This window comes from Xanthobacter pseudotagetidis (genome assembly GCF_043194795.2).
Lineage (GTDB): Bacteria > Pseudomonadota > Alphaproteobacteria > Rhizobiales > Xanthobacteraceae > Xanthobacter > Xanthobacter tagetidis_A.
The window spans coordinates 1,594,926-1,621,242 of sequence record NZ_CM195534.1 but is presented as its reverse complement, the minus strand read 5'-3'; the positions used below and the strand labels follow the sequence as shown (position 1 = coordinate 1,621,242).

Genomic DNA, 26,317 nt, shown 5'->3' with positions numbered 1-26,317 from the left:
CACGCTCCGCGTGCAATGGAAGACGCCGGAAGGGAAGGACCTGCGGCTCGGCCGCATCCCTCCCGCGCGCCGGTCGCGGCCGCCGGCCGCGGAAAGGCGCGCGATCCGGCCTCGCCTCAGCGCTTGGCGCCGGCGTAGAAATCGGCCCAGGCGAGCAGCACGGCAAAACCGCCGAACGCGACGACCACCCCGACAACCACAGCGAAAGTTTCCGACGGCACGGCGTCCTCCCCTTTTGTCGCGCAGCCTAGCCAGCGCCCGGGGCCGTCCGCTTTGACCTCGATCAATCCGCGAGGGGTCCGCCCTCGTCCACCACCACGCGGTTCCGGCCGGCGCGCTTGGCGACATAGACCATGCGGTCGGCGCGGTGCATGGCCTCGGTCAGATCCTCGTCCCGGCGCCATTCGGCGACGCCGAAGCTGGCGGTGACCGTGGCGCCATGGGGCAGGCCGGGGAAATGCGTCAGCTCGGTCTCGGCCCGCAGCCGCTCGGCGAGCCCGGTGGCGCCGGAGCGGTTGGCCCGCATCAGCAACATGACGAACTCCTCGCCACCGAAGCGGGCCACCACATCGTCCGCGCGGACTTCCTTCTCCACCAGCCGGGCGAACGTCTGGAGTACCCGATCGCCCACCGGATGGCCGTAGGTGTCGTTGATGGTCTTGAACCGGTCGATGTCGCAATAGACCACGCTGACGGGCGCGAGCGGCCCGTCCGGCCTGATTGTCTTCGCCTGGCGGTGGAAGCCGCGGCGGTTGGCAAGCCCGGTGAGCGCGTCAACCCCCCCTTCCCGGCTGAGGTCCTCGATCACATCCATGGCCACTGCGGCGAGCAGCGTCAGGGCCATGAGGAAGGCGCTGATGAGGAGCGAAAAGTTGAGCACTTGCCAGAAAGGGGAAGTCCGGAAGGCGACCCTCAAGGCCTGAGGGTCGTTCGCCAAGTTTCTCGCGTACTCCCGGATAAACTCCCCGTCTCTCACCGTCATCAGCGTACGCGGGAAAAAATGGAGCCCGAACAGGAAAAGCAAAATCAGAATCACACGGTCAATGACCTTTTGATTTGATAGACGCACAAGCCGGACGGCCGCATAAACAACCATCAGACCATACCCGAAATTTCCAATGTAAATTCTCGCAACCAAATCCCGGTCGATATAATAAAAATAGTACAATAACGCAGTGATCGTGCCCGCCACGCCGACCAGCACCACATCCACCCCTTGGACGCCTCGGCGCAGCATGATCCCCTCCACCAGGCAGAGGATGGCGAAGGTGTAGAGGATGGCCGAGACCATCGTGTTGCTCCCGTAGTCGTACGGGATGCGCAGCATCTGCGACAGCGAGCCCAGCGCGAAGGTGAGGAAGGTGATGGCGAACAGCAGCACGTAGCCGCGCTGACGCTGATAGAGCCAGGCGCCGAAGAAGGTGGCGGCGACGATCAGCGCGAACGCCGGCCCCGCAAAAAGATAGATGCCGCCTTCCGACATCACGCCTCCGCAGGCCGATTCACAGGTGCCTCCTCCCCGTCAGGCGGACCTGCGGAGCAAGGGCGGCGGCCGCAGCCGCCTGTCCCCGACCCCGGAACGGCGCGGTGCACTGGAAAAGCATCCCGCTCCTCAGGTCAAGTGCGGCCGAAGATCTTTCAACCCGGCGGCACAGCCGGCGGCGGCGAGAGCGGCGGCGCTGAGGTACGGTGATGCAGGAACGTCATGGTGGCATAGGCGCCGATCCACGAGCCGACCGCCGCGAAAACCACGTAGACCCAGTTGGCGGTGTAGCTGATGACCGCGAAGGAAGAGAGCATGTACCAGATGCTGCTCCAGTTCGCGGCCTGGAGCCGCCGCTTGCCCGCCACCGAGGCGGTGAACATCACATAAGCGGCGTCGGTGAGGGTGGTGGCGAGCACCACGCCTGCGGCGACCAGCGGGTCGAGGGCCGAGAAGGCGGAGAGGATGTCCGGCATGGCAGATCCCTGGCGGCGGAGCGCCGCGCCGATCATCCTGGCCGGCGGCGCGCCGCGCGCAAGCAGGTGCGCACGGCCGGCCGGCTACCTGCGATAGGCCCAGACCCGGATCTCGTGCTTCAGCCGCCGGAAATCGTAGAAGGTGAACGCCATCAGCGCGATCGCGACGGCCGCGAGCGCGAGGCTCACCGGGCCCGGCCAGCCGATGGCCGATCGGGAAAAGTCATAGACCAGATAGCCCAGCAGGACGGTCACCGCCGCGCAGATGGCGAAATAGACCTTCGGCCCGAGCCGGGCGATCGCCATTCCCGCCGCCACCCAGATGGCGAGCGCCACCAGGATCGACCAGCCGAGGCCGAGCCCCAGCTGGCGGGCGAGGAAATGGCCTCCGGCCCCGCAGAGCACCACCGAGGCCACGAGCAGGAGAAGGCCGGCGCGCAGCCGCAGGATGGTGATGGACTTCCTTGCTTTCGCCGGCGTGCTATCGGTCATGATCGGCTCCGATCCTTCTCGCTTGCCCGGGGCCGGCGCGTGGAACCGACGCGGCCCGCTATTGTTCTAGAGCACGCGCCGATCGGCTCGCAACGCGAGCTGATCCGACAACGCGTTCTCTATCATCAAGGTAGAGGGCGATTCACCGATCAGATCGGGCCTATCTGATCGGATCGCGCTCTCTGCCATCTGGAGATCGCTTTCTCCAGTCGAGTTTGGGGGGGCGGGCTCGGGCGGCTCCGCTCCGATGGGCGCCGGAGGCCCACACGATGCGGCGGATGCTGGTTGTTCTCAATGCCGAAGCGGGAACGGTGCGCGACCTCGGCGCCGCGCGCGTGCGCGGCGAGGTGGAGGCGGCGCTCGCCCGCGTCGACATGGATGTGGAGGTTGTCGTCGCCGCCGGCAAGGAAACGGCGGCCGCCATCGACGCGGCGCCGCACCGCGGCTTCGACACGCTGGTGGTGGGCGCCGGCGACGGCACCGTGTCCTACGCCGCCTCGGTGCTCGCCGGCACCGACATCGTCCTCGGCGTGCTGCCGCTCGGCACCATGAACCTGCTCGCCCATGATATCGGCTTGCCGCGCGACCTCGCCGGGGCGCTCGCGGCCCTGCGGCGCGCCGAACCTGTGCGCGTGGATCTCGGGACGCTCAACGGCCGGCCCTTCCATGGCGTCTCAGGGCTGGGCTTCTTCAGCCAGATGGCGCTGGCGCGCGAGCAGCTGCGCAAGAAGCGCGGGCGGATCGTCGGCTGGCTCATCGCCCTCCTGCGGGCGCTGGTGCGCTCGGGCCGCATCTCGCTGGAGATCGAGATCGCCGGGCGGCGCGAGCCGATCGAGGCCTACGCCGCGCTGGTCACCGTGAACGCCTTCGACGCCCAAGGCCTGCACCGCTCCCACCTCGACGGCGGACACCTGGAGGTGCTGGTGGCTGAGGATCGCGGCGCGCTCGCCAAGATCAGGGCCAGCGCCGACGTGCTCGTGGGCTCCTGGCGCGGCAATCCCGGCATCCACACCTTCACCGCCGAGCGCCTCACCATTCACGCCCGGCGCCGCCGCGCCTGGGTCGCCACCGATGGCGAGGTGACGCGCGAGAACCTGCCGCTGCGCTACGCCATCGCCCCCAGGGCGCTGTCGCTGCTGGTCCCGCCCGAAGGGCTGCGGGCGCGCGCGGACGCCGGCGCGCCGGACGCCGAGACCCTTCACGGTGGCCCGCGCATCGGCCCCGGCTGACGCAAAGCGGTGCATCTCCCCTCCCCGTCATGCTCCGGCTCGACCGGAGCATCCATCGGCCGGGAACCACGCGCAAGGCGGCAGGCACCATGGGCCCTCCGGTCAGGCCGGAGGGGCGACGGCGCGCGGGACGGTGTGCGAGACGGAACGGCGGCGGCGCGCGAGGCCTGACGTTCCTCAGCCCTGGTCGCGGAAGCGGTTGGTGATGGGATAGCGGCGGTCGCGGCCGAAATTGCGGGCCGTGACCTTCACCCCCGGCGCCGCTTGGCGGCGCTTGTACTCGGCGATGTTGAGCAGGCGCTCCACCCGCTTCACCACCTCCGGATCGAAGCCGTCCGCCACCAGCTCCGCGACCGAGGCCTCGCCCTCCACCAGCCGGGCCAGGATAGTGTCGAGGACCGCATAAGGCGGCAGCGAATCCTCGTCCTTCTGGTTCTCGCGCAATTCGGCGGTGGGCGGCTTGTCGATCAGGCGCTCGGGGATCACCTCGCCGCTCGGCCCCCTGGCGAACACCGGCTTCCACAGGTTGCGCAGGCGCGAGAGGCGGAACACCTCGGTCTTGTAGAGGTCCTTGATGGGATTGTAGCCACCGTTCATGTCGCCATAGAGCGTGGCGTAGCCGGTGGACATCTCCGACTTGTTGCCGGTGGTCACCACCATGGCGCCGAACTTGTTCGACACCGACATGAGCAGCGTGCCGCGCACCCGCGACTGGAGGTTCTCCTCGGTCACGTCCCTGGGCCGGCCGGCGAACAGCGGCGCGAGCGCCGCCTCGATGCCCTCGACGCCGCCGGCGATCGGCACCGTGTCGTAGCGCACGCCGAGGCGCTGGGCCACGGCGGCGGCATCGGCGAGGCTCTCCCCCGAGGTGTAGCGATAGGGCAGCATGATGCAGTGGACCCGCTCGGGTCCGAGCGCATCCACCGCCATCGCCGCGCACAGCGCGCTGTCGATGCCGCCCGAAAGGCCCAGCACCACGCCGGGAAAGCGGTTCTTCTCCACATAGTCCTTCAGGCCGAGCACGCAGGCGGCGTAGTCCGCCTGGTCGCCCTCGGTTCGGTCGGCGAGCAGCGCCTCGGTCATCTTCCAGCCGTTGGCGAAGCGCTCCCACTTCGTCACCCGCACGCGCTCCTGGAAGCTCGGAAGCTGCATGGCGAGCGCGCGGTCGGCATTGAGCGCGAACGAGGCGCCGTCGAACACCAGTTCGTCCTGGCCGCCCACCTGGTTCACGTAGAGCAGCGGCAGGCCGCTCTCCACCACCCGAGCCACCGCCACGTTCTCGCGCTCCTCATAGACCGAGCGGCGATAGGGCGAGCCGTTGGGGACGATGAGCAGCTCCGCCCCGGTCTCGGCGAGGCATTCCACCACGTCCGCGCCCCAGATGTCCTCGCAGATGGGAACGCCGAGCCGGATGCCCCGGAACGGGATCGGTCCGGGCATGGGGCCGGGCGTGAACACCCGCTTCTCGTCGAACACGCCGTAATTGGGCAGGTCGACCTTGTGGCGCGCGGCGGCGACGCGTCCGCCATCCAGCAGCAGCACGGAATTGTACAGCCGGCCCGCCTCCACCCAGGGCGCGCCCACCAGCAGCGCCGGGCCGTCCACGGTCTCGGCCGCCAGGTCCTCCACCGCCTTGCGGCAGGCGGCCTGGAAGGCGGGCTTCAGCACCAGGTCCTCGGGCGGATAGCCGGAGATGGACAGCTCGGAGAACACGAGGAGGTCGGCGCCTTCGAGCCGCGCCGTGTCGCGCGCCTTGCGGGCGAGCGCGAGGTTGCCCTCCACATCGCCGACCGTGGGATTGATCTGCGCCACCGCGATCAGAAGCTCGTCCGGCGGGGCGCTGGCGGTGACGGAAGGCTGGGTGTCGGTGCTGCTCATGGCTCGGATGTAGCCCCCGCGTGGCCCGGCGAAAAGGGGCAGATCGCGATCAGCGGCCATCTGCGCACGGACGATCCCCGAACAGGCGGAGGACCAGCGCCGCACTGGCCCCGATCGACGCAAAAACCGCGACCCGGGCACCCAAATGGGTGAGGCGGGTCGGGAAGCAGGGCCTCAACTTACCGGAATATCCGTGCCCACGGGCAAAACCGGGAGGAACGACGATGGCGCGCACCCTGATGATCGCAATGCTTGCGCTGATTGCGCAGATCGGCACCGCCAGCGCCTGTGTCACGACGGGCAAGGAGCCTGGCCGCTATCCCTATTTCTACAATGGCTGCCGCGGTCCGGTGATCGTCAAGTTCTTCCAGAATGGCGGCCATGCCGCCATGACCGGCCGCATCCCCGTCGGCGGGCGATATCACGTGGACAGCATCGTCGGCCGCTACTCTTGGTGCGACGTGGGCGACAAGCACTATTGGACCTGTTCCTGACGCGCGAGTCGCGGGCGCAGTGACGCGGCGCCGGCAAGGTGCTGACACCCTGCTAGGATGTCAGCGTCGCGATCACCGCGTTGAGCACCGGAAAGCCCTCCGGCGTCGCCCTCAGCCGGTCGCCGCCCCGCGCCACCAAGCCTTCCGCCTCCAGCGCCGCGATGCGGGCGCCGTCCAGCGGGCGTCCGCCGAGCTGGGCATGGCGGGCGAGGTCGACGCCCTCCTTGAGGCGCAGGCCCATGAGCAGCATCTCGTCCGCCTGCTCGGCGGCGGCGAGCGCCGTGTCCTCGGCGACGGCGTGGCCCTGCGCCTCCACCTGCGCCAGCCAGCCCTCCGGCGCGCGCTCCGTGAAGGTGGCGCGGCGCGCGCCGTCCACCAGCAGCCGGCCGTGGGCGCCGGGGCCGATGCCGGCATAGGTGCCGTAGCGCCAGTAGACGAGGTTGTGCCGCGCCTCGGCGCCGGGCCGCGCGTGGTTCGAGATCTCGTAGGCCGGCAGTCCGGCGGCAGCGGTGACCTCCTGCGTCACGTCCCACAAGGCGCGCGAGGCCTCGTCGTCGGGCAGGATCAGCTTGCCGGCGCCGTAGAGGCGCGCGAACGGCGTCTCCGGCTCGATGGTGAGCTGGTAGAGCGAGAGGTGCTCGCAGCCCTCGGCAAGCGCGCGCGCCAGCTCGGCCGCCCAGGCTTCCGGCCTCTGGCCGGGCCGGGCATAGATGAGGTCGAACGAGACGCGGTCGAAAGCAGCGCGCGCCACCGCCACCGCCGCCAGCGCCTCGGCCACCGAATGCATCCGGCCGAGGCCCTTGAGGTCGGCATCGTCCAGCGCCTGCACGCCCAGCGACACGCGGTTGACGCCGGCGGCGCGGTAGCCGGCGAACCGCGTCGCCTCAACGGACGTGGGGTTGGCCTCCAGCGTCACCTCGGCGTCGGCCACGAGCGGCCAGGCGTCGTCGATGGCGTCGAGGATGCCGCCGACGGTCTGCGGCGCCATCAGCGAGGGCGTGCCGCCGCCGAAGAACACGCTCTGCGCCTGCCGCGGGCCGGAGAGCACGCGCATGTGCGCGATCTCGCGCCGGAAGGCGGCCAGGAACCGTTCCTGGTCCGGCGGGGCGTGCCGCACATGGCTGTTGAAGTCGCAATAGGGGCATTTGGCGAGGCAGAACGGCCAGTGGACATAGACGCCGAAGCCGCCTTCGCTGTCGCGGGCGACGAATCCAGCCCCCTCTCCCGCTTGCTGGGGAGGATTGTGGATGGTGGAATCAAAACCATTCCGTGTATCGCCCGCCCGGCATCCGCCAGTTGCCCCCTCCCTGCCCTCGCCCGCAAGCGGGAGAGGGTTCGCGGCGCGAGGGATGTCTGCGGACAAGATGCTCACCCCTCCAGGCAGGCCTTCGACAGCTTCAGGAACGCCCGCGCCCGGTGCGAGAGGCCGAAGCCCTTCGGCGGCATGGCGTGCTTCTCGTCCGCGGACATCTCGGCAAAGGTCTTCTCGTAGCCCTCGGGCTTGAAGATGGGATCGTAGCCGAACCCCTTGGCGCCGCGCGGCGGCCATACCAGGGTACCCTCGACCGTGCCCTCGAACTCCTCCAGGTGCCCGTCCGGCCAGGCGAGGCACAGCGCCGAGACGAAGCGCGCGCAGCGCTGCCCGGGCGCCAGCGCGCCCGCCTTGCGCAGCTCCTCCTCCACCTTCTCCATGGCCAGCTCGAAGTCGCGCTCCGGCCCGGCCCAGCGGGCGGTGTGGATGCCGGGGGCGCCGCCCAGGGCATCGATCACCAGCCCGGAATCGTCCGCGAAGGCTGGAAAGCCTGAGGCCTTGGCCGCCGCCACCGCCTTAAGGCGGGCATTGCCGGCGAAGGTCTGCTCGGTCTCCTCCGGCTCGGCGAGGCCGAGCTCGGCGGCGGAGACCGCCTCCACCCCGTGCGGCTCCAGGAGCATGCGCATCTCGGTGAGCTTGCCGGGATTGTGCGTCGCCACCACGAGGCGGCCCTGGAGGCGGCGGCCCATCAGGCCACGGCCGCCTTCTGGAGCGCCACTAGGTGCTCGACCCCGCCGCGCGCGAGCGAGAGCAGCGAAAGCAGCTCCTCCTGGGTGAACGGGGTCTTCTCCGCCGTGCCCTGGATCTCGACGATGCCGCCGTCACCCGTCATGACGAAGTTGGCGTCGGTCTCGGCGGCGGAATCCTCGGCATAGTCGAGGTCCAGCACCGGCGTGCCGTTGTAGATGCCGCAGGAGACCGCGGCCACGTGGGTCTTGAGCGGGATCTCCTTCACCATGGAGCGCGCGCGCATCCAGGCGAGGCAGTCATAGAGCGCGATCCAGGCGCCGGTGATGGCGGCGGTGCGGGTGCCGCCGTCGGCCTGCAGCACGTCGCAGTCGATGGTGATCTGCTTCTCGCCGAGGCCGACGAGGTCGGTGACGGAGCGCAGGGAGCGGCCGATCAGGCGCTGGATCTCCTGGGTGCGGCCGGAAGGCCGGCCGGTCGTGCTCTCGCGCCGCGTGCGGTCGTGGGTGGCGCGCGGCAGCATGGAATATTCCGCCGTCACCCAGCCGCGCCCCTGGCCCTTCAGCCACGGCGGCAGGCGCTCCTCCAGCGTCGCGGCCACCAGCACGTGGGTGTCGCCGAACTTGACCAGGCAGGAGCCTTCCGCATGGCGCATGACGCCCCGCTCGAAGGAGACGGCGCGCATCTGGTCGGGGGCGCGTTTGCTGGGACGCATGACACTTCCTTTGAGGTATTCTTGTTCCGGGCGCCTTTGTAGGGGGGGCGGATGACGCCAGCAAGGGGCGCGCCGCCGCGGCGCTTGAACCGGACCCGGCGGATGGACACATTATAGCGTCCCGGCCGTCCTGACGCTTGGCCGACCCGCGTTTCGCAGACGAGGCACACCGTGGCTCTGGACCCGCTTCTGTCCCTGTCCACCGGCGCGCTGGCGCAGATCGACGAGCGCGCGCGCGAGATCTTCCGCCAGATCGTCGAGAGCTACCTGGCCACCGGGGAGCCGGTGGGCTCGCGCAACATCTCGCGCCTGATCCCCATGACGCTGTCGCCCGCCTCGGTGCGCAACGTGATGGCGGACCTGGAGGCCGCCGGCCTCATCTTCGCCCCCCACACCAGCGCCGGGCGCCTGCCCACCGAGCGCGGCCTGCGCTTCTTCGTCGACGCCATGCTGGAGATCGGCGACGTCAACGAGCGCGACCGCACCAGCATCGAGGCGCAGGTGATGGCCGCCGCCAAGGGCGCGACCGTGGAGGGCGTGCTCCAGGAGGCCTCCGCCCTGCTCTCCGGCCTCTCGCGCGGGGCCGGCGTCGTCACGGCGCTGAAGACCGATCCGCGCCTCAAGCACGTGGAGTTCGTGCCGCTGGATCCCGGCCGGGCGCTGGTGATCCTGGTCTCCGAGGACGGGCAGGTGGAGAACCGCGTGCTGCCGCTGCCGGCCGGCCTCCCCGCCTCCGCGCTCACCGAGGCGACGAACTTCCTCAGCGCCCGCATCCGTGGCCGCACGCTGGCCGAGGCGCGGGCGGAGATGGAGAGCACGCTGGCGGAGCTGCGGCGCGACCTCGACGCCCTTACCGCCCGCGTGGTGGAGGCGGGGCTCGCCACCTGGTCCGGCGACGCGCCCTCCGAGCGGCGCCTCATCGTGCGCGGGCAGGCGAAGCTCCTGGAGGACCTGCGCGCGCTGGAGGACCTGGAGCGCATCCGCCTCCTGTTCGACGATCTGGAGCAGAAGCGCGACGTGGTGGACCTCCTGGGCCGCGCCGAGGAGGCGCAGGCGCTGCGCATCTTCATCGGCTCGGAGAACCGGCTGTTCTCGCTCTCCGGCTCCTCCACCATCGTCGCCCCCTATCGCGACGGGCAGGGCCGGGTGCTGGGCGTGCTGGGCGTGATCGGGCCGACGCGGCTCAATTACGGGCGCATCGTGCCGATGGTGGACTTCACCGCCCGCCTGGTCAGCCGCGTGCTCGGCGCGCCGGGGGCGGATGCGGCGTGAGGGCGTCCGAACGGGGAATGCCGGCGCCGCCCGGTCGCGGACTCTTGATTTTTCCCCCGGTCTTTCCGATATGCGCGGGGAACATGCCGCCCCTCGCGGGCGAGATCGCTTGAGAAAGAGGAAGACCGGATGAGCGAGCAGATGCGCGCGCCCGAGACCGGCGAGGGCGCGGCCGATCCCAGCTCCACCGCCAAGGCCGAAGCCAACGCCGAGGCCGAGGCCCTGGCGGCCGCCGACGCCCAGATCGGCGCCGATGCCGCCGCCGAGCGCGCGCGGCTCGAGGGCGAGATCGCCAACCTGAAGGACAAGTTCCTGCGCGCGTTCGCCGAGGCGGAGAATGTCCGCCGCCGCGCCGACAAGGAGGTGGCCGACGCCAAGGCCTACGGCGTCGCCGCGTTCGCGCGCGACATGCTCAACGTCGCCGACGACCTCGCCCGCGCGCTTGCGGCCGTGGACGACAAGGTGAAGGACGAGGCCGAGGGGTCCCTGAAGGCGCTGCTTGAAGGCCTGGAGCTGACCGAGCGCGGCTTCCACAAGGCGCTGGAAAAGCACGGCATCCGCAAGATCGAGCCGCGCGGCGAGCGCTTCGACCCCAACCTGCATCAGGCCATGTTCGAGGTGCCGGACCCGAGCGTGCCGTCGGGCACCGTGGTCCAGGTGGTCCAGGCCGGCTACACCATCGGCGAGCGGGTGCTGCGCCCGGCCATGGTCGGCGTCGCCCGCGGCGGACCCAAGCCGGAGGCCGTCAAGTCCGACGCCGCGAAGCCCGACACGGCAACCGGCGGCTGAACGCGAAAGGGGCGCCAGCGGCGCCCCTTGTCGTCCCGGCTTCACCATGGGGCGGCAGCCGGGTGGGGGCCCATCCTTCAGGGATAGCCGGCGGTCTCGAAGCCGCCGCGCGCGCCGCCTTGTCCCTCGTCGTCGTCATCCGCCCCCATGAGCTCCGCGAGCGTCGTCGCGATGGCCTTGCTGGTATAGGGCTTCGGCACCCGCGGCGCGTCCGCGAACTTCTCCGGCAGCCGGCCGGAGCCCGAATAGCCCGAGCAGAACATGAACGGGACGCCGCGGTCCAAAAGGATGGCGGCGGCTGGAAACACGGCCTCTCCGGCGAGATTGACGTCGAGGATGGCGGCATCCACCGCTTCGTGCGCCGCGGCCACCATTGCGGCGGAAAGGCTCGCCACGGGTCCGACCACGGTGCAGCCCAGCGCCCTGAGATTGTCCTCGAGGCCCAGGGCCACCAGGAACTCGTCCTCGACGACGAGCACCCGCTTTCCAGAAAACTTCATCTTTACATACGCCTTGGTTGGTCCCTGCATTTTCGCGACCAACGGCCCGTCGGGCGGAAAGTTCCGTGGCCCACCCAGGCGCGGCGTATTGCCATCCTCGCGGCCCATGCCCCACCGGGCGGCGACGCCAACCACCGGCCTCTGGATCAAGCTATTGCAAACGCTTGAAAATAAGCCGCTCGGGCGGCAAGGCGCGCCGCCGACGCGAGGCCGGCGGGGGAAGGCAGACCGCTCCCGGAGCGGGTCTGCCTTGCGACCCCGGCAGGCCAGCCAAGCGCGTGGCGTCAAGACACGACCGGCCGGGCAGCAGCCGTCCCCGCCGGGCGCCGCGCCGGCGTCGATCAGTCCTTGGCGCGCTCCACGTAGGACGCATCGGCGGTCATGATGACCACGCGTGTGCCGGCGGAGACGTGCGGCGGCACCATGGTGCGCACGCCGTTGGACAGCATGGCCGGCTTGTAGGACGAGGAGGCGGTCTGCCCCTTCACGGTCGGCTCGGTGTCGACGATCTCGAGCGTCACGCGCGCCGGCAGCTCGATGGCGATCGGCACGCCGTTATGGGTGGAGAGCATGCATTCCATGCCTTCCTGGAGATAGACCGACTGGTCGCCCATCACGTCCTTCGGCACCGTGACCTGGTCGAAGGTCTCGGGGTTCATGAAGGTGTAGCCGTCGGAATCCTCGTAGAGGAAGGTGTGCGGGCGGTCCTCCACGAAGGCGCGCTCCACCTGCTCGGTGGTGCGGTAGCGCTCGGAGATCTTCACGCCGTCGGAAATCCGGCGCATGTCGAGCTGCGTGACGGGCGTGCCCTTGCCGGGATGGATGTTCTCGGCGGTGAGCACCACGTAGAGCTTGTCGTCGATGTCGACCACATTGCCCTTGCGCAGGGAGCTGGCGATGACCTTGACCACGTATCGTCTTCCTCGAACTGTGCGGCGGCGCCGCGTCTGAGCGTTGGCGCGCACCTAACCCATAATGGCGCCGAGCGCCAGCCTCCGCGCGCATTTCGCGCCCGGAGCGCCTGCCAGGGACCTGCCGCGAGCGATGACCACGCCTCCCTCCCCCGGCCCGCTGCCGAGTCCCTGGTGGGACCGGCGCGCCTATGAGGACCGCCGGCCCTTCCTGCTCGCCCGCGCGCGCCTGATGGCGCGGCTGCGGCAGGCGTTCGCGGACTGGGGGTTCCTGGAGGTGGAGACGCCCATCCTCCAGCGCTCGCCGGGCAACGAGACCCATCTGCACGCCTTCGCCACCGACCTCGTGGCGCCGGATGGGGCGCAGGCCCGCCTCTATCTGCGCACCTCGCCGGAATTCAGCGCCAAGAAGCTTCTGGCGGCGGGAGAGACGCGGATCGTCGAGTTCGCGCGGGTATTTCGAAACCGCGAACGTGGCATGGCGCACCATCCCGAGTTCACCATGGTCGAATGGTATCGGGTTGATGAGCCCTATACCGCGCTGATGACCGACTGCGCCCGCCTCCTGGCGCTGGCGGCGGAAGCCGGCGGGGCGCGCAGGTTCGCCTATCGCGGCCACGCCTGCGACCCGTTCGCGGAGCCCGAGCGCCTGACCGTGGCGGAAGCCTTTGAACGGCATGCGGGAATGGACCTCGCAGCCGTGCTGCCGCCCCCCGGCGCGGAGCCGGACGCCCCGGCCTTCTCGGCGGCGGCCGCGCGCGCCGGCATCCGCACGGCGCCTGACGATGGCTGGAGCGATATCTTCTCGCGGGTGCTGGTGGAGCGGATCGAGCCGGCGCTCGGCATCGGCCGGGCGACGCTGTTGTGCGACTATCCCGTGAGCGAGGCGGCGCTCGCCCGCGCCAAGCCCGCCGACCCGCGCTTTTCCGAGCGGTTCGAGCTCTATGCCTGCGGCCTGGAGCTCGCCAACGCGTTCGGCGAGCTCACCGACCCGATCGAGCAGCGCCAACGGTTCGCGCGCGACATGGACGAGAAGGAACGGCTCTATGGCGCGCGCTATCCCATCGACGAGGAGCTGATCGCCGCGTTGTCCTTCATGCCGCCGGCGAGCGGCTGCGCGCTGGGCTTCGACCGCCTCGCCATGCTGGCGACCGGCGCGCGGCGCATCGAGGACGTGCTGTTCGTCCCGGTGGTCCGGCCCTGAGATCGGCGCCTGATCCCGCCAAATCCCGCCGAGTCCCGCGAGGTCCGGTCCCGGCGGTCCCGCTCAGGTGATCTCGAACAGGGACGAGAAGCCGGAGATGTCGAACACCTCGCGGATCTGCGGCTGCAGCGAGGTCAGCGCCAGCTTGCGCTTGCCGGTGCGCATGGCCTTGCCGGCCACCAGCAGCGCCCGCAGGCCGGACGAGGAAACGTAGTCCACCCCGGCGAGATTGATGACGATGCCGCCGGTGGTCTGCGTCACCACCTCCATGAGGCTCGCCTCGAACGGCTTCGCGTTCGGGGTGTCGAGACGCCCCACCACCTTGAGCAGCACGTCGCTGCCCGACTGTTCGCGGTCAATGTGCATGGACGTCATGAGCGCTCCGCAGCGTCGGGACCGTCCCGGCACGCGGCCGGCGGAAGGTCAGGCCACGCCTTCCGGAGCCTCCTGCCGCGCGGGGTCACCGTCCTGTGCTCTATCCTCAATCGGTGGGGGGCGCAACGCCACCGCCACGCGCCGCACCAGCCAGACGGCGCGCTCGAACAGGCTGGTGGCGTGCATGAGGCGGCGCGAATCCGCCTCCCCGCCCGCCTCCGAGGCTGCGAGCGCCCGGCGGATGCGGTCGAGCATCTCGGAGCGGTCGGCGGTCAGCCCGATCAGCAGGTCGAAGTCGTCGCCGGTGCCGCCGTCGGTGGCCTCGGCCAGCGACAGGACGATGACCCGCAGCGATTCGGAGAGGTTGAAGGCGAGCGGCGGCACGGTCTCGAACTCGCCCACCACGCCGGAGAAGTCGTGCAGCGTGTCCACCAGGGCGCGGACGGTCTCGAGCCGCGCCTGCTGCCGGAGCGCGATGTCGAGGCTCTCGCGGGTCGCGCCGGCGCGGATCACGTCCACCAGGAAGTGGTCCACGGCCTGCACGATGGCGGTGGAGCCCTTCCAGAAGGCGTTGCGCTCCTGGGTGCTGAAGTCGGCGCCGCCGCGGTCGAGGTCCGGAAGGAGGTTGGGCAGGAGCTTGATGAGCCGCATGCTCTCGCGCTCGGAGAGGTCGAGCGCGGTCGCCGGCTCCTCCGCCGCGCGCCGGTGGATGTAGCGCGGGCGCGAGGCGTCGTCCTCCATCGACGGCGGGCTGAAGCGCACGGCGATCCTCTCCGTGAGGCCGCGCGCCAGCGCGACCGTCACCGCGCCCGCCAGCTGGAGCGCCAGGAACAGCATCGAGATCGCCGCCTGCGCGCCGCCGCTGCCGCCCGCCGCCGCCAGCGCCGCCTCGGGATCGCCGCCCGCCAGCGCCACCGCGATCCAGGCGGCGAGCAGCACCGCGCAGCCGATCGCCTTCACCAGGATGTGGACATAGCAGAGCTGCCGCCCGGTGCCTTCCAGCTCGCCCGACGAGACCAGCGTCGCCAGGCCCGAGCCGAGATTGGCGCCGAGGACGATGAAGAAGGCGTCCTCCAGGCCGAGCAGGCGCGCCTGCATCAGCGCCAGGACCAGGATGGTGGGCGTGGAGGAGGACTGGCACAGCGCCGCCGCGGCCATGCCGATCGCGAACCCCATCCCCGGCGAGAGGCCCGCGTCCAGCGCCTGCGAGATCAGCGCCACGTCGAGGTCGCGCGGACCCTGCTTGATGAAGTCGAGGCCGAGCAGCGCCAGGGTGAGGCCGAGCGCGACCCAGAGCCATTCCTTCCAGGCGGGCCTGCGGTCGAGCTTGAAGTGGAAGCCGAAGCCCACCAGCGCCAGCAGGTAGAACACCACCAGGCGGAAGTCGAAGGCGGCGACGAACACCAGGGCCGCCGTGCCCACATTGCCGCCCGCCACCACCGGGATGGCGTCGCGGGTGGTGAACACGCCGCCGCGCACCAGGTTGCCGCAGATCAGCGCCACCGCGTTCGAGGACTGGGTGGCGGCGCCGGCGGCGATGCCGCTGACGAGGCCGACGAACGGCGAGCGCGTGGCCGAGCGCAGGAGCGCGCGCACCCGCCGGCCGGTGGCGCTCTGGAGGTGGCTGGACATGGTCTTCAGCCCGAAGAAGAGAAGGCCGAGCCCCGCCAGGATCTCCGCCAGAACCACCGCCATCCAAGGGCCTCCCGTCGTCCGCACCCACCTGCAATCCACCCGCCGTGCGCGGCAGGCGGAGGCCGCGCAGTATGTGAAAATTTCGTGACGTTACGACTACACTGTAACAATATGATTTTGTTGCATTTTATATCCTTGCCATACGCAGCGCCGCTCTGTTGCCGTCCGCGTGACCGAAGCGCCACGCCCCCTTGCAGGCGCATTGCCGCAGGCCAGCGATGGATGCTCCGGTCAAGCCGGAGCATGACGGCGGTGAGGGTCCCCCGGGTGCCGCCCGGCCCTCCCGCTTCCGCCCTCCCGCTTCCGCCAATCCGCCTCCGCCCTCCCGCTTTCCGCCATTCCGCTTCCGCCGTCCCGCCGTCGCCCTCCGGCTTGACCGGAGGGCCCATCGCCGGCCGGGCGTGTCACCGCGAGGACATGGATGCTCCGGTCAAGCCGGAGCATGACGGCGGCGGGGGTTCTCTGCGTGCCGCCCTGCCCTCCCGCTTCCACCGCCCCGCTTCCACCGCCCCGCTTCCACCAATCCGCCTCCGCCCTCCCGCTTTCCGCCATTCCGCTTCCGCCGTCCCGCCGTCGCCCTCCGGCTTGACCGGAGGGCCCATCGCCGGCCGGGCGTGTCACCGCGAGGACATGGATGCTCCGATCAAGCCGGAGCATGACGGCGGTGGGGGTTCTCTGCGTCCCGCCCTGCCCTCCCGCTTCCACCGTCCCGCTTCCGCCAATCCACTTCCGCCGTCCCGCTTTCCACCGTCCCGCTTCCGCCATCCCGCCGTCGCCCTCCGGCTCGACCGGAGGGCCCATGGCCGGCCGGGCGTGTCACCGCGAGGACGTGGATGCTCCGGTCAAGCCGGAGCATGACGGCGGTGGGGGTTCCCCGGGTGCCGCCCGGCCCTCCCGCTTCCGCCCTCCGGCTTCCACCGTCCCGCTTCCGCCAATCCGCTTCCGCCGTCCCTCTTTCCGCCATCCCGCCGTCGCCCTCCGGCTTGACCGGAGGGCCCATGGCCTGCCGGGCGTGTCACCGCGAGGACGTGGATGCTCCGGTCAAGCCGGAGCATGACGGCGGCGGGGGTTCCCCGGGTGCCGCCCGGCCCTCCCGCTTCCGCCCTCCCGCTTCCGCCAATCCACTTCCGCCGTCCCGCTTTCCACCGTCCCGCTTCCGCCATCCCGCCGTCGCCCTCCGGCTCGACCGGAGGGCCCATGGCCGGCCGGGCGTGTCACCGCGAGGACGTGGATGCTCCGGTCAAGCCGGAGCATGACGGCGGTGGGGGTCCCCCGGGTGCCGCCCGGCCCGCCCGCTTCCACCGTCCCGCTTCCGCCAATCCGCTTCCGCCATCCCGCCGTCGCCCTCCGGCTTGACCGGAGGGCCCATGGCCGGCCGGGCGTGTCACCGCGAGGACGTGGATGCCCCGGTCAGGCCGGAGCATGACGGCGGTGGGGGTTCCCCGGCTGCCGCCCATCCTTCGGCCGGGAGCGGTTGCATGGATGCGCCGGCGCGCGGGAGGCCGGCGTCACGAAGACGGCGCGTGCTGGGCCACAAAGCCGCCCTAGCCCTCGTCCGCCTTGCCCACCAGGGTCAGGCGGTTCTCGCCGCCCGCGCGCTCGTAGGAGAGGCTCTCCAGGAAATTGCGCATCAGCTGCACGCCATGCCCGCCGATCTTCGCCTCCTCGATGGACGCGGGGACCTCGGGCTCGGCGATCTGCGTCGGGTCGAAGGCGACACCGTTGTCGCGGATGCGCACGGCGATCCGCCCCTGCGGCGTGCGCCAGCATTCGATGCGGATGTCGGGCGCATGGTCCACCCCGGCGAAGCCGTAGGAGACGACGTTGGTGAGCGCCTCCTCGAGGCTGAGCTCCAGGCCGAAGCGCACCGATTGCGGCCAGTCCCCGGCCTCGGCGAGCGCGCCGAGCCAGGAGGTCGCCCGCGCGATCTCGTCGATGCTCGCGCCGATCCGCAGCTCAGAAAGCAGGGTGCCGGCTGCCGGAAGGGGGATCATTTCGGGACTTAGACCGGCCCACCGCCGGGAACGAGGGTGCCGGCCCGGCCCACCGCCTCCTCCCGCGTCGCCACGATGGCGATGAGCTGGTCGACACCGGTCGAGCGCAGCACCTTTTCCACCTGCGGATCGCAGCCGAACAGGATCATGTGCCCGCTGCGGCGCGTGAGCGCCTTGGCGTTGGCCAGCAGCAGGCGGATGCCGATGGAGGCGAGGAAGGTGACGCCGGAAAGGTCCACCACCATCACATGGGTCTCGCGCGCGGCCGCCGCGAACGGGGCCTCCACGGCCCCGGCGCCGGCGATGTCCAGCCGCCCGGCGAGGGCCGCGAGCGTCACCTGCTTACCAAGCTCGGTCGTCTCGATCTTCATAACCGCATCGATCTCCCGGAGCGGAAGGTGAAAGTGCATCCGCGGCGGGCCCGGCCGCGCCCCCGTGCCGAACCCGGCCACACTCTAGAGCGCGATCCGATCAAATTGAATCAATTTGATCGGTGAATCGCCCCCGAATTTAGAGATAGAGAACGCGTTATCCGATCGGCTTGCAACGCAAGCCGATCGGCGCGGACCCTCCGGCGGATCGCCGTTCAGTGGCGAAGCCCTTCTTCCGGGCGTTTACTGCGTGATGGGCTTGCGAATGCGCCGTGGTCCGGGAAGCCCGTCATGGCCGGGCTTATCCCGGCCATCCACGCCCGGCGGCATGGCGCCGACATTCGGAAGCACGGCGCAATTGGCTCGGCGTGGATGCCCGGCACAAGGCCGGGCATGACCGCGGGCGGATGAGGAATCCTGCGGCTGCCGCCGTGAACGGCCATGCCGGCCCACCGCCACCGAATGTCGATCGCGCCTAGAGCGCATTGCCCTCGCTGGCGGAGGCGCCGTGGGTGGCGGTCCCGCGCAGGGTGCCGCGGCCGGCGAGCGCATACATCGCCGCGCCCGCCACCACCACGGCGCCCAGCAGGGCGCCGGCGAGGGCGAAGCCGAGGCTCGCCAGGAGGGCGCCCGCCGCCGCCGGCCCGGCGGCGTTGCCGGAGCGCTCCACCAGGCGGAACAGGCCGAGCACGCCGGCCGAGCGGCCGCCGGTGGCCGAGGCGCTGTCGGCCACCAGCGCCGACTGCGAGGCGATGGACATGGACTGGCCGATGCCCAGCATCACCAGCGCCAGCGCGATCGTCGGCACGCCGGGATAGAACGGCAGCGCCAGCGCCCCCGCCCCTGCCACCACGCCGCCCAGAACCACGAAGCTGGCCCGCGCCGACGTGTGGTCCGCCATCGCCGCGAACACCGGCACCAGCATGACCATCAGGAGGGGATAGATCATCTGGAACCGGCCGATGGCGGCAGACGAATAGCCCAGCGCCTGCAGCTGGAGCGGCACCAGGAGGAAGCACAGGGCGGCGAGCAGCAGCTTGGCCGGGAAGGCGCAGCCCACCAGCAGCGCCATCAGGCGCGGCGCCCGCGCGGCGTCCCTCAGGTCGCTCCAGGCGAGGCCCGCGCCCTTCGCGGCCTGCCGCACCGCGGGCAGCGTGAGGGCGGCGACGCCCAGCGCGACGATGGCGAGGCCGGCGGCGAGCAGGAAGGCCGCCTGGGGCCCGAGACGATCGGCGACGACGCCGCCGATGGGCGGTCCGCACAGGCTCGCCACCATGATGGCGCGCACGAACACGGCGAGCGCCGTGGTGCGCGCGTTGCCCACCGAATGGTCGACCACATGGCCCTGGGCCGAGACGAAGACCAGCGCGTAGCCTACCGCCGTCGTCACCCGGGCGGCGAGGAACATCATGTAGTCGCCGGTGGAGGCGGACAGCGCGTAGCCGGAAGCGGCGAGCAGCGCGCCGATGAGGAAGCCGGGCCGGCGGCCCATGCGCTCGGACAGCGCCGCGAACGGGATCTGGCACAGCGCCACCACCGCCATGAAGGCGACGATGGGCAGGCTGGCCGCCATGTCGGGACCGATGCCGCCGCCCGCCGGCGCCAGGGCCTGGGCGAAGCGCGGCAGGAACGGGCGCGTCAGCTCCTCGGCCAGCATGAAGAGGAACAGCGCCGGGCGCACCGCGACGGCGGCCTGGCATTCCGGCGTCGTCACCGCGCCGAGGCCGGTGCGGCGGGAGATCTGCTCGAGCTGGGCGAGCGCCTCCGCATCCCCCGCGCGCTCGGCGGCGGCGCGGGCCGCGGCGTGGCGCTCGGCAAGCCGGCTCATCTGCTGGTCGATGGGGGCGACGAGGTCGCGCGCCCGGCTCTCGGTGCCGGTCTCGTGCAGCGCGAGGCGTCCCTTGGCGAGGGCGCGGAGCCGCTCCTCCAGCGCCGCCAGCGCGGCGATGCCGCTGGTGCCGATGACCAGCGCCACCAGCTCCAGCGCGATCAGGAGCGAGACGATGCCGATGAAGGCGACGTCGATCAGCACCCCGCCGACCTCCTGGGAGATGACGCCGGGATCGACGGTGACGGCGATGTCGGCGATCGGCACGCCGGCGCGGGTGGTCACGGCGGTGTGGACCACCGGCGCGTCCGCCATGCCGGCCGCATCCCCCGCGCGGGCGAGCTCGCGCCCGTCCGGCGCGCTCAGGCGGATGAGGACGAACTCCCGGTTGGCCTTGCGCAGGTCGGCGAAATAGGCGCGCACGCCCACCATCCGCTCCAGGGGGATGCCGGCGCCGTGGGCCACCTCGATGAGGCTTGCGGCGGAGCGCCCCACCGATTCGGCCTTGGCGAGGATCTCCGGGACGATGGTGCGCTCGGCGGCGCTGCGCGCGCCCCAGCCGATCACCGCCAGGGCGACGCACAGCACCAGGGCGATGGCGATGGAGATGCCGGCACGGAACCCGATCATGGCCGCGTCTCCGGCGTCAGGGAGCCGGCGCCGCCGGCCGCGGCGCGGGCATGGACCTCGGTGACGGTGTCGAACGCGCTGCGCGCCGCCGGCGGCCAGGAGGCGGGCTCGGCCGCCCGCAGCGCCGAGCGGCGCAGGCCCAAGGCCAGGAGCAGGCCGACGAGGATGGTGGCGAGGCACGCCACGGCGAGGGTGGGAATGGCGATCACCGTGAGGTCGTCGGCGAGGGCGGCGGAGCCGGCGGCGAGCGCCGTGGGATCGTAGCGCAGCTCGACCTCGCCGATGGTGGTGCCGATGTCGCTGGTGATTCGCCGCGACACCGCGTGGCGGACCTTGGGATCGGCGCGCCCGACGCGTCCCGGGTCGCTGCTGAACAGCACCACGCCGCGCTCGTCCACCACGTCGATGGAGGCGATCGACGGCTCCAGCTCCGCCTCCCGGCGCAGCAGCCCGGCGAAGGTGGTCTGCGCCGGCAGGGCGATGCCCAGCGAGCTGGCCCGCTCTCCGGTCGCGGCGAGGCGGTCCGCGGTGATGGCGAAGCGCGCCTCGATGGCGCTGCGATGGGCGTTGAGCAGGGTGACGTAGGAGAAATAGGCGCCGAAGGCGACGCACGCGGCGGCGATCAGGGCGAACAGGGCGATGAGCCACAATGTGGTCCGCGTCATGGTGTCGACCGTTGGAGCGGGAGAGGCGCCACAATGTCAGGCAATCCGCGCCGTGAAAAGCGCGCCGAAGGAAAAGGGCGATTTTTGCCCGAAACGGCAATTTGGTCTGGTTTGAAGGAGACGGCGCGGGTAACGTCCGCCCCGTCCCATTGTCGAAGCTTCGCCCATGACTTTTGTTAGCCGACTCGCGCTGCTTCTGGCGGCCTCGGTGGTGGCTGCCGTTGTCGCCACCGCCGTCATCGCCTTCGGGGCGAGCGAGCGCGTGAGCCAGGAGATCGAGCGCGCCCGCGTCGCCAACCTGCTCGCGGCCATCAAGCAGAACGCGGAAGCAAGCCTGTCCATCGGCCTCTCGCTCGACCAGATCGCCACCCTGCAGAACCGCATCGAGCGCGAGAAGGCCGGCGACCCCTCGATCCTCGCCATCGAGGTGTTCAACCCCTCCGGACGGGCGGTCTATTCCACCGATGTCAGCGTCGCCGGCGAGACGGTCGCCGGCGACTGGGTGCGCCGGCTCTCGGTCCCCGGCATCTGGCAGACGACGGAGCGCGGCGAGACCGTGTTCGGCAGCCATTTCGAGAACGACCTCGGCGTCGCCGGCGGCATCGCCGTCACGGTCTCGGACGAATCGCACCTCAACCGCATCGACCGCCTCGCCGTCGACCTGATCCTGCGGGCGGCGCCGCTGGCTTTCATCGCAGCGCTGCTGGCGGCGGGGGCGGCGCTGGTGTTCGCCTATCTGATCACCCGTCCGTTCGACCGCGTGGCGCAGATCCTCGGCGGCATCGAGGTCGCCGGCCCCGACGACGGCGACCTGGCGCGCCTCGCCGGCCAGGCGCGCGCCGGCTGGACCGCCGCCGAGGCACGCATCGACCGCGGCCTGCAGCAGCTCGGAGCGCTCGACGATGCGGGCTGAGCCTCTGCGTCCCGGACGGGCGCGCCTCCTGACCGGGCTGTTCGTGTTCTTCATCACCCTGGTGGTGGGCGGCGGCGCCAGCCTGCTGCTGACCAACGGCTTCCGGGCACGGGTGGAGGACAGCGCCCGGCGCGACGCGCTGGTGATCGGCACCTCGGTCGCCCGCACCCTCGCCCAGCAGTTCGAGCGCGCCGCCCGCTTCAACGTGCCGCTGAAGCTCATCCCCGGCGTCGACGCCTATCTCGCCGACACGCTCGCCGGCACGCCCGGCATCGCCCAGATCGTGCTGCGCGGGCCCGACGGGCGCGAGATCCGCAGCGCCGTGGGCGACGAGCCCGGCACCGACCAGACCAGCGCGCCGGTGACCGTGGACGGCCTCCAGGTGGCGGCGGTGGAGGTGAGCACCAATCCGGCGGCGCTCATCTCCTCCTCCGAGCGGTTCCGGCTGCGCTCCATGCTGGCGGTGCTCGTGACCGCGCTGGCGTTCGCGATCCTCGCGGCGGTTCTCGCCGGCTCCCACCTCGACGCCGACATGGCCCGCGTCGCCGCCGGCCTCGCGCGCACGGCGCAGGAGGATTTCGACCCGGCGCCGCTCGACCACCGGCGGACCGGCCGCCTGGGCCGCGGCGCCGTCGGCCGCGCCCTGAGCGCGCTGATCCAGGGCAACCGCCGCGTCAGCGAGCGCCGCGCCGCGCTCGAGGCCTATGCCGAGGAGCTGCTCGCGGTGGACTTCGACGGCGCGCTGCGGCCGGACGTGGAGCGCATCCGGCGGGAGGTCGTGGCGCGGCCGGCGGCCGACAAGGCACGGAGCTCCTGATGCTGCTGCGCACCCGCATCACGCTCATCGTCGCCGCCGGCTTCGTGGCGCTGATGCTCGCCATGTGGAGCGCCACCGTGCTCCGCGACCGCGTCGCCCAGGACCGCGAAGGCGAGCTCGCCATCGCCGGCCAGACCGTGCTCTGGCGCGAGATCATCGCCTTCCAGGTGGCGAGCCTCGGCCGGGTGCTCGACCGGGTGGACGCCTCGCCCTCCTTCCGCCTCACGCTCGGCTTCGCCGACCGCGCGGGCATCGGCACCGCGCTCAAGGATGCCGGCGTCGACGTGGAGGACGACGACACCTATTTCGAGGTCGTGGGCGCCGACCGGGAGGTGATCTACAGCGGCAGCGGCGCCGGCGCGCGCTCGGTGCTGGACGCCGGCAGCCTGGACCGCGCCCTGCGCGGCGAGGCGCTGGGCGGGATGCGCCAGGTCGCGGCGCGGCAGATCGTCGTGCTCGCCACCCGCACCGTGACCCTCGCCGGCAAGGGCCTCGCCGTGCTGGTGCTCGGCCGCAATGCCGGCCTTGGCATGGAGCGGTTCGCCCGCGGCATCAATGCCGAGACCACGCTGGTCACCCTGCGCGGCCGGGTGGCGGCCAGCACCGACCCGGCCCTCTGGGAGCGCGCCGACCTCAGCTTCACGCCGCGCCGCGCGTTCGCCGAGCAGGTCACGGTGGGCGAGAAGACCTATGCCGTCACCGGCATCCCGGTCCAGGACCTGTCGGGTTCCGCGCTCGGCGCGCTGGTGAGCTTCGTCGACGCCACCGCCACGCTCGAGGCCACGAGCCTGATCCGCAGCGCCGCCATCGCCGGCGCGATCGGCCTCGTGCTGCTGGGCGTGATCGGGCTCAACATGTTCCTGTGGTACTCCTTCCGCCCGCTGGAATCCGCCATCGACGTGCTGCAGGCGCTGGCGCGCGGCGATACCTCCGTCACCGTGGACCACGCCGGCCGCGACGAGATCGGCCGCATCGCCACGGCGGTGGTGGCGCTGCGCGGCAACGTCCAGGCGCTCGCCGAGGCGCGGCGCCAGCGCGACCGGGTGCGCCGCCGCCAGGAGGCGCTCATCTCCACCGAGCTGAAAGCGCTCGCGGACGCCATCGACCCCACCGACCGCGAGGAGGTGCTGGCGCTGCTGGCGCGCGGGGCCGAGGTGGCGGAGGAGGACGAGCTCAAGCGCGTCGCGCGGGTGCTGCACGACCTCTCGCGCCGCATCGTCGAGCAGCACACGCGCCTGTCGTCCATGGTGGTGGAGCTGCGCGAGGCCCTGGTCACCAAGACCAAGCTCGCCGGCCTGCAGCAGGAGCTGGAGATCGCCCGCCAGGTGCAGCTCGCCATCCTGCCCAAGGAATTCCCGCCCGACGCCCGGGTCGCCGTGCACGGGCAGATGACGCCGGCGCGCGAGGTGGGCGGCGACTTCTACGACTATTTCATGATCGACGAGACCACGCTCGGCTTCGTGGTGGCGGACGTCTCGGGCAAGGGCGTGCCGGCGGCGCTGTTCATGGCCATCTCGCGCACGCTGCTGCGGTCCACGGCGCTGTTCGAGCGCTCGCCCGCCTCCAGCATCCGCCGGCTCAACGACCTGCTCGCCGCCGAGAACGAGCAGATGCTGTTCGTGACGCTGTTCTACGGCGTGCTCGACCTCACCACCGGCCGGTTGAGCTACGTCAATGCCGGCCACAACCTGCCCTACCATATCACCCGGGCGGGCGAGGTGACGACCGTGCCGAGCACCCGGGGCATGGCGGTGGCGGTGCTGGAAGGCTTCGTGTTCGCGGAAGGCGAGCTGCAGCTCGCGCCGGGCGACACGCTGTTCCTCTATACCGACGGCGTGAACGAGGCGTTCGACATCGACGAGCAGCCCTATGGCGAGGAGCGTCTGGAGACGCTATTGAAGAGCGGGGCGAGCGACTGGTCGGTGCACGACCTGTCCGAGCGCGTGCTGGCCTCCGTGCACGTGTTCGAGCGCGGCGCGCCCCAGGCGGACGACATCACCTGCCTGACCCTGCGCTATTCGGGCGGGCAGGGACCGAGACGGCCACGGTGAGGGACCGTCCGCGGTAGAGGACCGTTCGAGGCGAGGGGCCAACCTTGCCCGACGGAAGAACCGGAAGAGGGGAAAGATCCGGCCGGACGGCGCGAGCCGCACCGGCCCCGGCGCAAAGCCGGCCACCGGACGGGAGGAAGAGTCGTGTCCATGGAATTGCGCGCGGCCGAATGGCCGGCCAGCGAGACGTCGACCATCGGCGCGGTGGGCATCGCCCATTTCTCGAGCCACTTTCTCCAGCTCGCCGTCGCGCCCCTCTTCATCCTCATGCGCGACGACCTCGGCGTGTCCTTCACCGAGCTCGGCCTCGTCCTGTCCGTCTTCTATCTGTTCTCGGGCGTCGGCCAGGTGGTGGCCGGCATCCTCGTCGACCGCTTCGGCGCCGACCGGCTGCTTTTGTGCGGCATGATCCTCCAGGGCACCGCCACCGCCGCCATGGGCCTTGCGCCGCGCTACGAGGCGCTGCTGCCGCTCGCCGCCCTCGCCGGCCTCGGCAATTCCGTCTATCACCCGGCGGACCTGTCGATCCTCAGCCACCGGGTCGCCCATGTGCGGCTCGGACGCGCCTTCGCCGCCCACGTCATCGCCGGCAATCTCGGCTTCGCCGCCTCCCCGCTCGCCTCCGCCGCCCTCGGCACCACCTACGGCTGGCGCACGGCGCTGCTGGCCATGGGCGGCCTCGTGGTGGTGTTCGGCCTCGGCCTCATCGCCTGGCGCTCGGCCCTGAAGGTGGAGCCGCAGGCGCATCACGCCGGCGGCCAAGCCGGCGCCCTGCGCGCGCCGAGCTTCCTCCAGGTGCTCGCCATGCCGGTGGTGCTGATGGCGTTCCTCTATTTCGTGCTCACCGCGGTGTCGCTGTCCGCGTTCCAGAGCTTCTCCATCCCGGCGCTCCAGCAGGGCTATGGCGCGAGCCTCGCGCTCGCGACGCTCGCCGCCGCGCTCTACCAGCTCGGCAATGCCGCGGGCGTCGCCGCCGGCGGCGTGGTGGCCGACCGCACCAGCGCCCACCACGTGATCGCCATGGGCGGCCTCGCGGTCGGTGCCGTGTTCGGGCTGATCGCGGCCTGGCTCACCGCGGCGCCGGCGGTGACGGTGGCGCTGATCGCCGTGGCGGGCGTGTGCCTCGGCCTCACCACGCCCTCGCGCGACGTGCTGGTGCGCAGCGCCGCGCCGGCCGGCGCCACGGGCAAGGTGTTCGGCGTGGTCTATTCGGGCTACGACATCGGCGCGCTGGTGGCGCCCATCTTCTTCGGCCTCGCCCTCGACCACCACCGGCCCTCGCTGGTGCTGACCGTCGGCGCGCTGGCGCTCGCCGTCGCCGTGCTCACCGCGTTCGCCGTGCGCCGGCGGCCCGACGCGGTCCCGCTGCCCCGGCCCGCCGAGCCCGACCCGCTGACCATCGAGGCGCCGGAGCGCTGAGCAAGAATTGCGCCGGGAGCGCCGCGCCGGCAGGGTTGGCGCAAGCCGTCCGGCGCCCCAACGCCGTCATGCCCCGCCCTGTGCCGGGCATCCACGCCGTGCCGCCTGCATCACCTT

Annotated in this window: 25 protein-coding genes; 9 read left to right on the top strand and 16 right to left on the bottom strand. The window is 71.3% G+C overall.

Features of this window, described 5'->3' with window-relative positions:
- Positions 1–116: 116 nt before the first annotated feature.
- The 4 genes from V5F67_RS07415 to V5F67_RS07400 form a co-directional block, all read right to left on the bottom strand.
- Entirely contained in the window at positions 117–287 is a 171-nt protein-coding gene (locus V5F67_RS07415; RefSeq protein ID WP_394022084.1) for a hypothetical protein, read from the bottom strand.
- Positions 284–1,483 carry a GGDEF domain-containing protein gene (locus V5F67_RS07410; protein ID WP_394022085.1) on the bottom strand — a complete coding sequence of 400 codons (1,200 nt, stop codon included), beginning with the start codon at positions 1,481–1,483 and terminating at the stop codon, positions 284–286. The genes V5F67_RS07415 and V5F67_RS07410 overlap by 4 nt, the downstream gene beginning before the upstream one ends.
- A 155-nt stretch (positions 1,484–1,638) precedes the next feature.
- Entirely contained in the window at positions 1,639–1,959 is a 321-nt protein-coding gene (locus V5F67_RS07405; protein ID WP_394022086.1) for a hypothetical protein, read from the bottom strand.
- A gap of 84 nt (positions 1,960–2,043) precedes the next feature.
- A complete protein-coding gene (locus V5F67_RS07400; protein WP_394022087.1) occupies positions 2,044–2,451 on the bottom strand; it encodes a hypothetical protein in 408 nt (135 codons plus the stop codon).
- A gap of 278 nt (positions 2,452–2,729) precedes the next feature.
- On the opposite strand from V5F67_RS07400, the gene V5F67_RS07395 reads away from it, so the two are divergent.
- On the top strand, positions 2,730–3,680 hold the full coding sequence (locus V5F67_RS07395) for a diacylglycerol/lipid kinase family protein (RefSeq protein ID WP_394022088.1): 951 nt from the start codon (positions 2,730–2,732) through the stop codon (positions 3,678–3,680).
- 177 nt (positions 3,681–3,857) lie between these two features.
- Here V5F67_RS07395 and V5F67_RS07390 read toward each other — a convergent pair whose 3' ends face one another.
- Entirely contained in the window at positions 3,858–5,558 is a 1,701-nt protein-coding gene (locus tag V5F67_RS07390) for an NAD+ synthase (RefSeq protein ID WP_394022089.1), read from the bottom strand.
- A gap of 224 nt (positions 5,559–5,782) precedes the next feature.
- Between V5F67_RS07390 and V5F67_RS07385 the strand changes: the two genes are divergently transcribed.
- On the top strand, positions 5,783–6,052 hold the full coding sequence (locus V5F67_RS07385; RefSeq protein ID WP_394022090.1) for a hypothetical protein: 270 nt from the start codon (positions 5,783–5,785) through the stop codon (positions 6,050–6,052).
- 52 nt (positions 6,053–6,104) lie between these two features.
- On the opposite strand, the gene hemW is transcribed toward V5F67_RS07385, so the two are convergent.
- From hemW to rph, 3 genes are all read right to left on the bottom strand, one after another.
- Positions 6,105–7,301 carry a radical SAM family heme chaperone HemW gene (hemW, locus tag V5F67_RS07380; RefSeq protein WP_394022100.1) on the bottom strand — a complete coding sequence of 399 codons (1,197 nt, stop codon included), beginning with the start codon at positions 7,299–7,301 and terminating at the stop codon, positions 6,105–6,107.
- A 119-nt stretch (positions 7,302–7,420) separates the two neighbouring features.
- On the bottom strand, positions 7,421–8,053 hold the full coding sequence (gene rdgB, locus V5F67_RS07375; RefSeq protein ID WP_394022091.1) for an RdgB/HAM1 family non-canonical purine NTP pyrophosphatase: 633 nt from the start codon (positions 8,051–8,053) through the stop codon (positions 7,421–7,423).
- Positions 8,053–8,766, bottom strand: a complete 714-nt coding sequence (rph, locus tag V5F67_RS07370; protein WP_394022092.1) for a ribonuclease PH — start codon at positions 8,764–8,766, stop codon at positions 8,053–8,055. Before rph ends, rdgB begins: the two co-directional genes overlap by 1 nt.
- A 171-nt stretch (positions 8,767–8,937) precedes the next feature.
- Here rph and hrcA point away from each other — a divergent pair, with 171 nt between their 5' ends.
- Together hrcA and grpE are read left to right on the top strand one after the other, a co-directional pair.
- Positions 8,938–10,038: a heat-inducible transcriptional repressor HrcA gene (hrcA, locus tag V5F67_RS07365; RefSeq protein WP_394022093.1), complete on the top strand. Its 1,101-nt coding sequence runs from the start codon at positions 8,938–8,940 to the stop codon at positions 10,036–10,038.
- Between the two features lie 129 nt (positions 10,039–10,167).
- Positions 10,168–10,827, top strand: coding sequence for a nucleotide exchange factor GrpE (gene grpE, locus V5F67_RS07360; RefSeq protein ID WP_394022094.1), 660 nt, complete (start codon positions 10,168–10,170; stop codon positions 10,825–10,827).
- A gap of 77 nt (positions 10,828–10,904) precedes the next feature.
- Here grpE and V5F67_RS07355 read toward each other — a convergent pair whose 3' ends face one another.
- On the bottom strand, positions 10,905–11,327 hold the full coding sequence (locus tag V5F67_RS07355) for a response regulator (protein WP_394022095.1): 423 nt from the start codon (positions 11,325–11,327) through the stop codon (positions 10,905–10,907).
- Positions 11,328–11,668: 341 nt separating this feature from the next.
- The gene (efp, locus tag V5F67_RS07350; protein WP_394022096.1) at positions 11,669–12,238 is read right to left on the bottom strand and encodes an elongation factor P; all 570 of its coding nucleotides are present in this window, start codon (positions 12,236–12,238) and stop codon (positions 11,669–11,671) included.
- A 133-nt stretch (positions 12,239–12,371) separates the two neighbouring features.
- Between efp and epmA the strand changes: the two genes are divergently transcribed.
- Positions 12,372–13,442, top strand: coding sequence for an EF-P lysine aminoacylase EpmA (gene epmA, locus V5F67_RS07345; protein ID WP_394022097.1), 1,071 nt, complete (start codon positions 12,372–12,374; stop codon positions 13,440–13,442).
- Between the two features lie 63 nt (positions 13,443–13,505).
- Here epmA and V5F67_RS07340 read toward each other — a convergent pair whose 3' ends face one another.
- The 6 genes from V5F67_RS07340 to V5F67_RS07315 form a co-directional block, all read right to left on the bottom strand.
- On the bottom strand, positions 13,506–13,817 hold the full coding sequence (locus V5F67_RS07340) for an STAS domain-containing protein (RefSeq protein ID WP_394022098.1): 312 nt from the start codon (positions 13,815–13,817) through the stop codon (positions 13,506–13,508).
- 48 nt (positions 13,818–13,865) lie between these two features.
- On the bottom strand, positions 13,866–15,512 hold the full coding sequence (locus V5F67_RS07335) for a Na/Pi symporter (RefSeq protein WP_394022099.1): 1,647 nt from the start codon (positions 15,510–15,512) through the stop codon (positions 13,866–13,868).
- Positions 15,513–17,056: 1,544 nt separating this feature from the next.
- Entirely contained in the window at positions 17,057–17,506 is a 450-nt protein-coding gene (locus V5F67_RS07330; protein WP_394022139.1) for an ATP-binding protein, read from the bottom strand.
- Between the two features lie 8 nt (positions 17,507–17,514).
- The gene (locus V5F67_RS07325) at positions 17,515–17,877 is read right to left on the bottom strand and encodes an STAS domain-containing protein (protein WP_394022140.1); all 363 of its coding nucleotides are present in this window, start codon (positions 17,875–17,877) and stop codon (positions 17,515–17,517) included.
- A 475-nt stretch (positions 17,878–18,352) separates the two neighbouring features.
- Positions 18,353–20,335, bottom strand: coding sequence for an MFS transporter (locus V5F67_RS07320; protein ID WP_394022141.1), 1,983 nt, complete (start codon positions 20,333–20,335; stop codon positions 18,353–18,355).
- Entirely contained in the window at positions 20,332–21,000 is a 669-nt protein-coding gene (locus V5F67_RS07315; protein ID WP_394022142.1) for a hypothetical protein, read from the bottom strand. Before V5F67_RS07315 ends, V5F67_RS07320 begins: the two co-directional genes overlap by 4 nt.
- A 166-nt stretch (positions 21,001–21,166) precedes the next feature.
- Between V5F67_RS07315 and V5F67_RS07310 the strand changes: the two genes are divergently transcribed.
- From V5F67_RS07310 to V5F67_RS07295, 4 genes are all read left to right on the top strand, one after another.
- The gene (locus V5F67_RS07310) at positions 21,167–21,913 is read left to right on the top strand and encodes a hypothetical protein (RefSeq protein WP_394022143.1); all 747 of its coding nucleotides are present in this window, start codon (positions 21,167–21,169) and stop codon (positions 21,911–21,913) included.
- A complete protein-coding gene (locus tag V5F67_RS07305; RefSeq protein ID WP_394022144.1) occupies positions 21,903–22,730 on the top strand; it encodes a hypothetical protein in 828 nt (275 codons plus the stop codon). Before V5F67_RS07310 ends, V5F67_RS07305 begins: the two co-directional genes overlap by 11 nt.
- Positions 22,730–24,781: a SpoIIE family protein phosphatase gene (locus tag V5F67_RS07300; protein WP_394022145.1), complete on the top strand. Its 2,052-nt coding sequence runs from the start codon at positions 22,730–22,732 to the stop codon at positions 24,779–24,781. Before V5F67_RS07305 ends, V5F67_RS07300 begins: the two co-directional genes overlap by 1 nt.
- 150 nt (positions 24,782–24,931) lie before the next feature.
- Entirely contained in the window at positions 24,932–26,200 is a 1,269-nt protein-coding gene (locus V5F67_RS07295; protein WP_394022173.1) for an MFS transporter, read from the top strand.
- The last annotated feature ends 117 nt before the right edge of the window (positions 26,201–26,317 follow it).

What these genes read in the sequence shown, in the direction of transcription:
- V5F67_RS07410 (WP_394022085.1), bottom strand. Translation starts at nt 1,483, where the DNA reads ATGTCGGAAGGCGGCATCTATCTTTTTGCGGGGCCGGCGTTCGCGCTG.
- V5F67_RS07405 (WP_394022086.1), bottom strand. Translation starts at nt 1,959, where the DNA reads ATGCCGGACATCCTCTCCGCCTTCTCGGCCCTCGACCCGCTGGTCGCC.
- V5F67_RS07400 (WP_394022087.1), bottom strand. Translation starts at nt 2,451, where the DNA reads ATGACCGATAGCACGCCGGCGAAAGCAAGGAAGTCCATCACCATCCTG.
- V5F67_RS07395 (WP_394022088.1), top strand. Translation starts at nt 2,730, where the DNA reads ATGCTGGTTGTTCTCAATGCCGAAGCGGGAACGGTGCGCGACCTCGGC.
- V5F67_RS07390 (WP_394022089.1), bottom strand. Translation starts at nt 5,558, where the DNA reads ATGAGCAGCACCGACACCCAGCCTTCCGTCACCGCCAGCGCCCCGCCG.
- V5F67_RS07385 (WP_394022090.1), top strand. Translation starts at nt 5,783, where the DNA reads ATGGCGCGCACCCTGATGATCGCAATGCTTGCGCTGATTGCGCAGATC.
- rdgB (WP_394022091.1), bottom strand. Translation starts at nt 8,053, where the DNA reads ATGGGCCGCCGCCTCCAGGGCCGCCTCGTGGTGGCGACGCACAATCCC.
- rph (WP_394022092.1), bottom strand. Translation starts at nt 8,766, where the DNA reads ATGCGTCCCAGCAAACGCGCCCCCGACCAGATGCGCGCCGTCTCCTTC.
- grpE (WP_394022094.1), top strand. Translation starts at nt 10,168, where the DNA reads ATGAGCGAGCAGATGCGCGCGCCCGAGACCGGCGAGGGCGCGGCCGAT.
- V5F67_RS07355 (WP_394022095.1), bottom strand. Translation starts at nt 11,327, where the DNA reads ATGAAGTTTTCTGGAAAGCGGGTGCTCGTCGTCGAGGACGAGTTCCTG.
- epmA (WP_394022097.1), top strand. Translation starts at nt 12,372, where the DNA reads ATGACCACGCCTCCCTCCCCCGGCCCGCTGCCGAGTCCCTGGTGGGAC.
- V5F67_RS07340 (WP_394022098.1), bottom strand. Translation starts at nt 13,817, where the DNA reads ATGACGTCCATGCACATTGACCGCGAACAGTCGGGCAGCGACGTGCTG.
- V5F67_RS07335 (WP_394022099.1), bottom strand. Translation starts at nt 15,512, where the DNA reads ATGGCGGTGGTTCTGGCGGAGATCCTGGCGGGGCTCGGCCTTCTCTTC.
- V5F67_RS07330 (WP_394022139.1), bottom strand. Translation starts at nt 17,506, where the DNA reads ATGATCCCCCTTCCGGCAGCCGGCACCCTGCTTTCTGAGCTGCGGATC.
- V5F67_RS07325 (WP_394022140.1), bottom strand. Translation starts at nt 17,877, where the DNA reads ATGAAGATCGAGACGACCGAGCTTGGTAAGCAGGTGACGCTCGCGGCC.
- V5F67_RS07320 (WP_394022141.1), bottom strand. Translation starts at nt 20,335, where the DNA reads ATGATCGGGTTCCGTGCCGGCATCTCCATCGCCATCGCCCTGGTGCTG.
- V5F67_RS07315 (WP_394022142.1), bottom strand. Translation starts at nt 21,000, where the DNA reads ATGACGCGGACCACATTGTGGCTCATCGCCCTGTTCGCCCTGATCGCC.
- V5F67_RS07310 (WP_394022143.1), top strand. Translation starts at nt 21,167, where the DNA reads ATGACTTTTGTTAGCCGACTCGCGCTGCTTCTGGCGGCCTCGGTGGTG.
- V5F67_RS07305 (WP_394022144.1), top strand. Translation starts at nt 21,903, where the DNA reads ATGCGGGCTGAGCCTCTGCGTCCCGGACGGGCGCGCCTCCTGACCGGG.
- V5F67_RS07300 (WP_394022145.1), top strand. Translation starts at nt 22,730, where the DNA reads ATGCTGCTGCGCACCCGCATCACGCTCATCGTCGCCGCCGGCTTCGTG.
- V5F67_RS07295 (WP_394022173.1), top strand. Translation starts at nt 24,932, where the DNA reads ATGGAATTGCGCGCGGCCGAATGGCCGGCCAGCGAGACGTCGACCATC.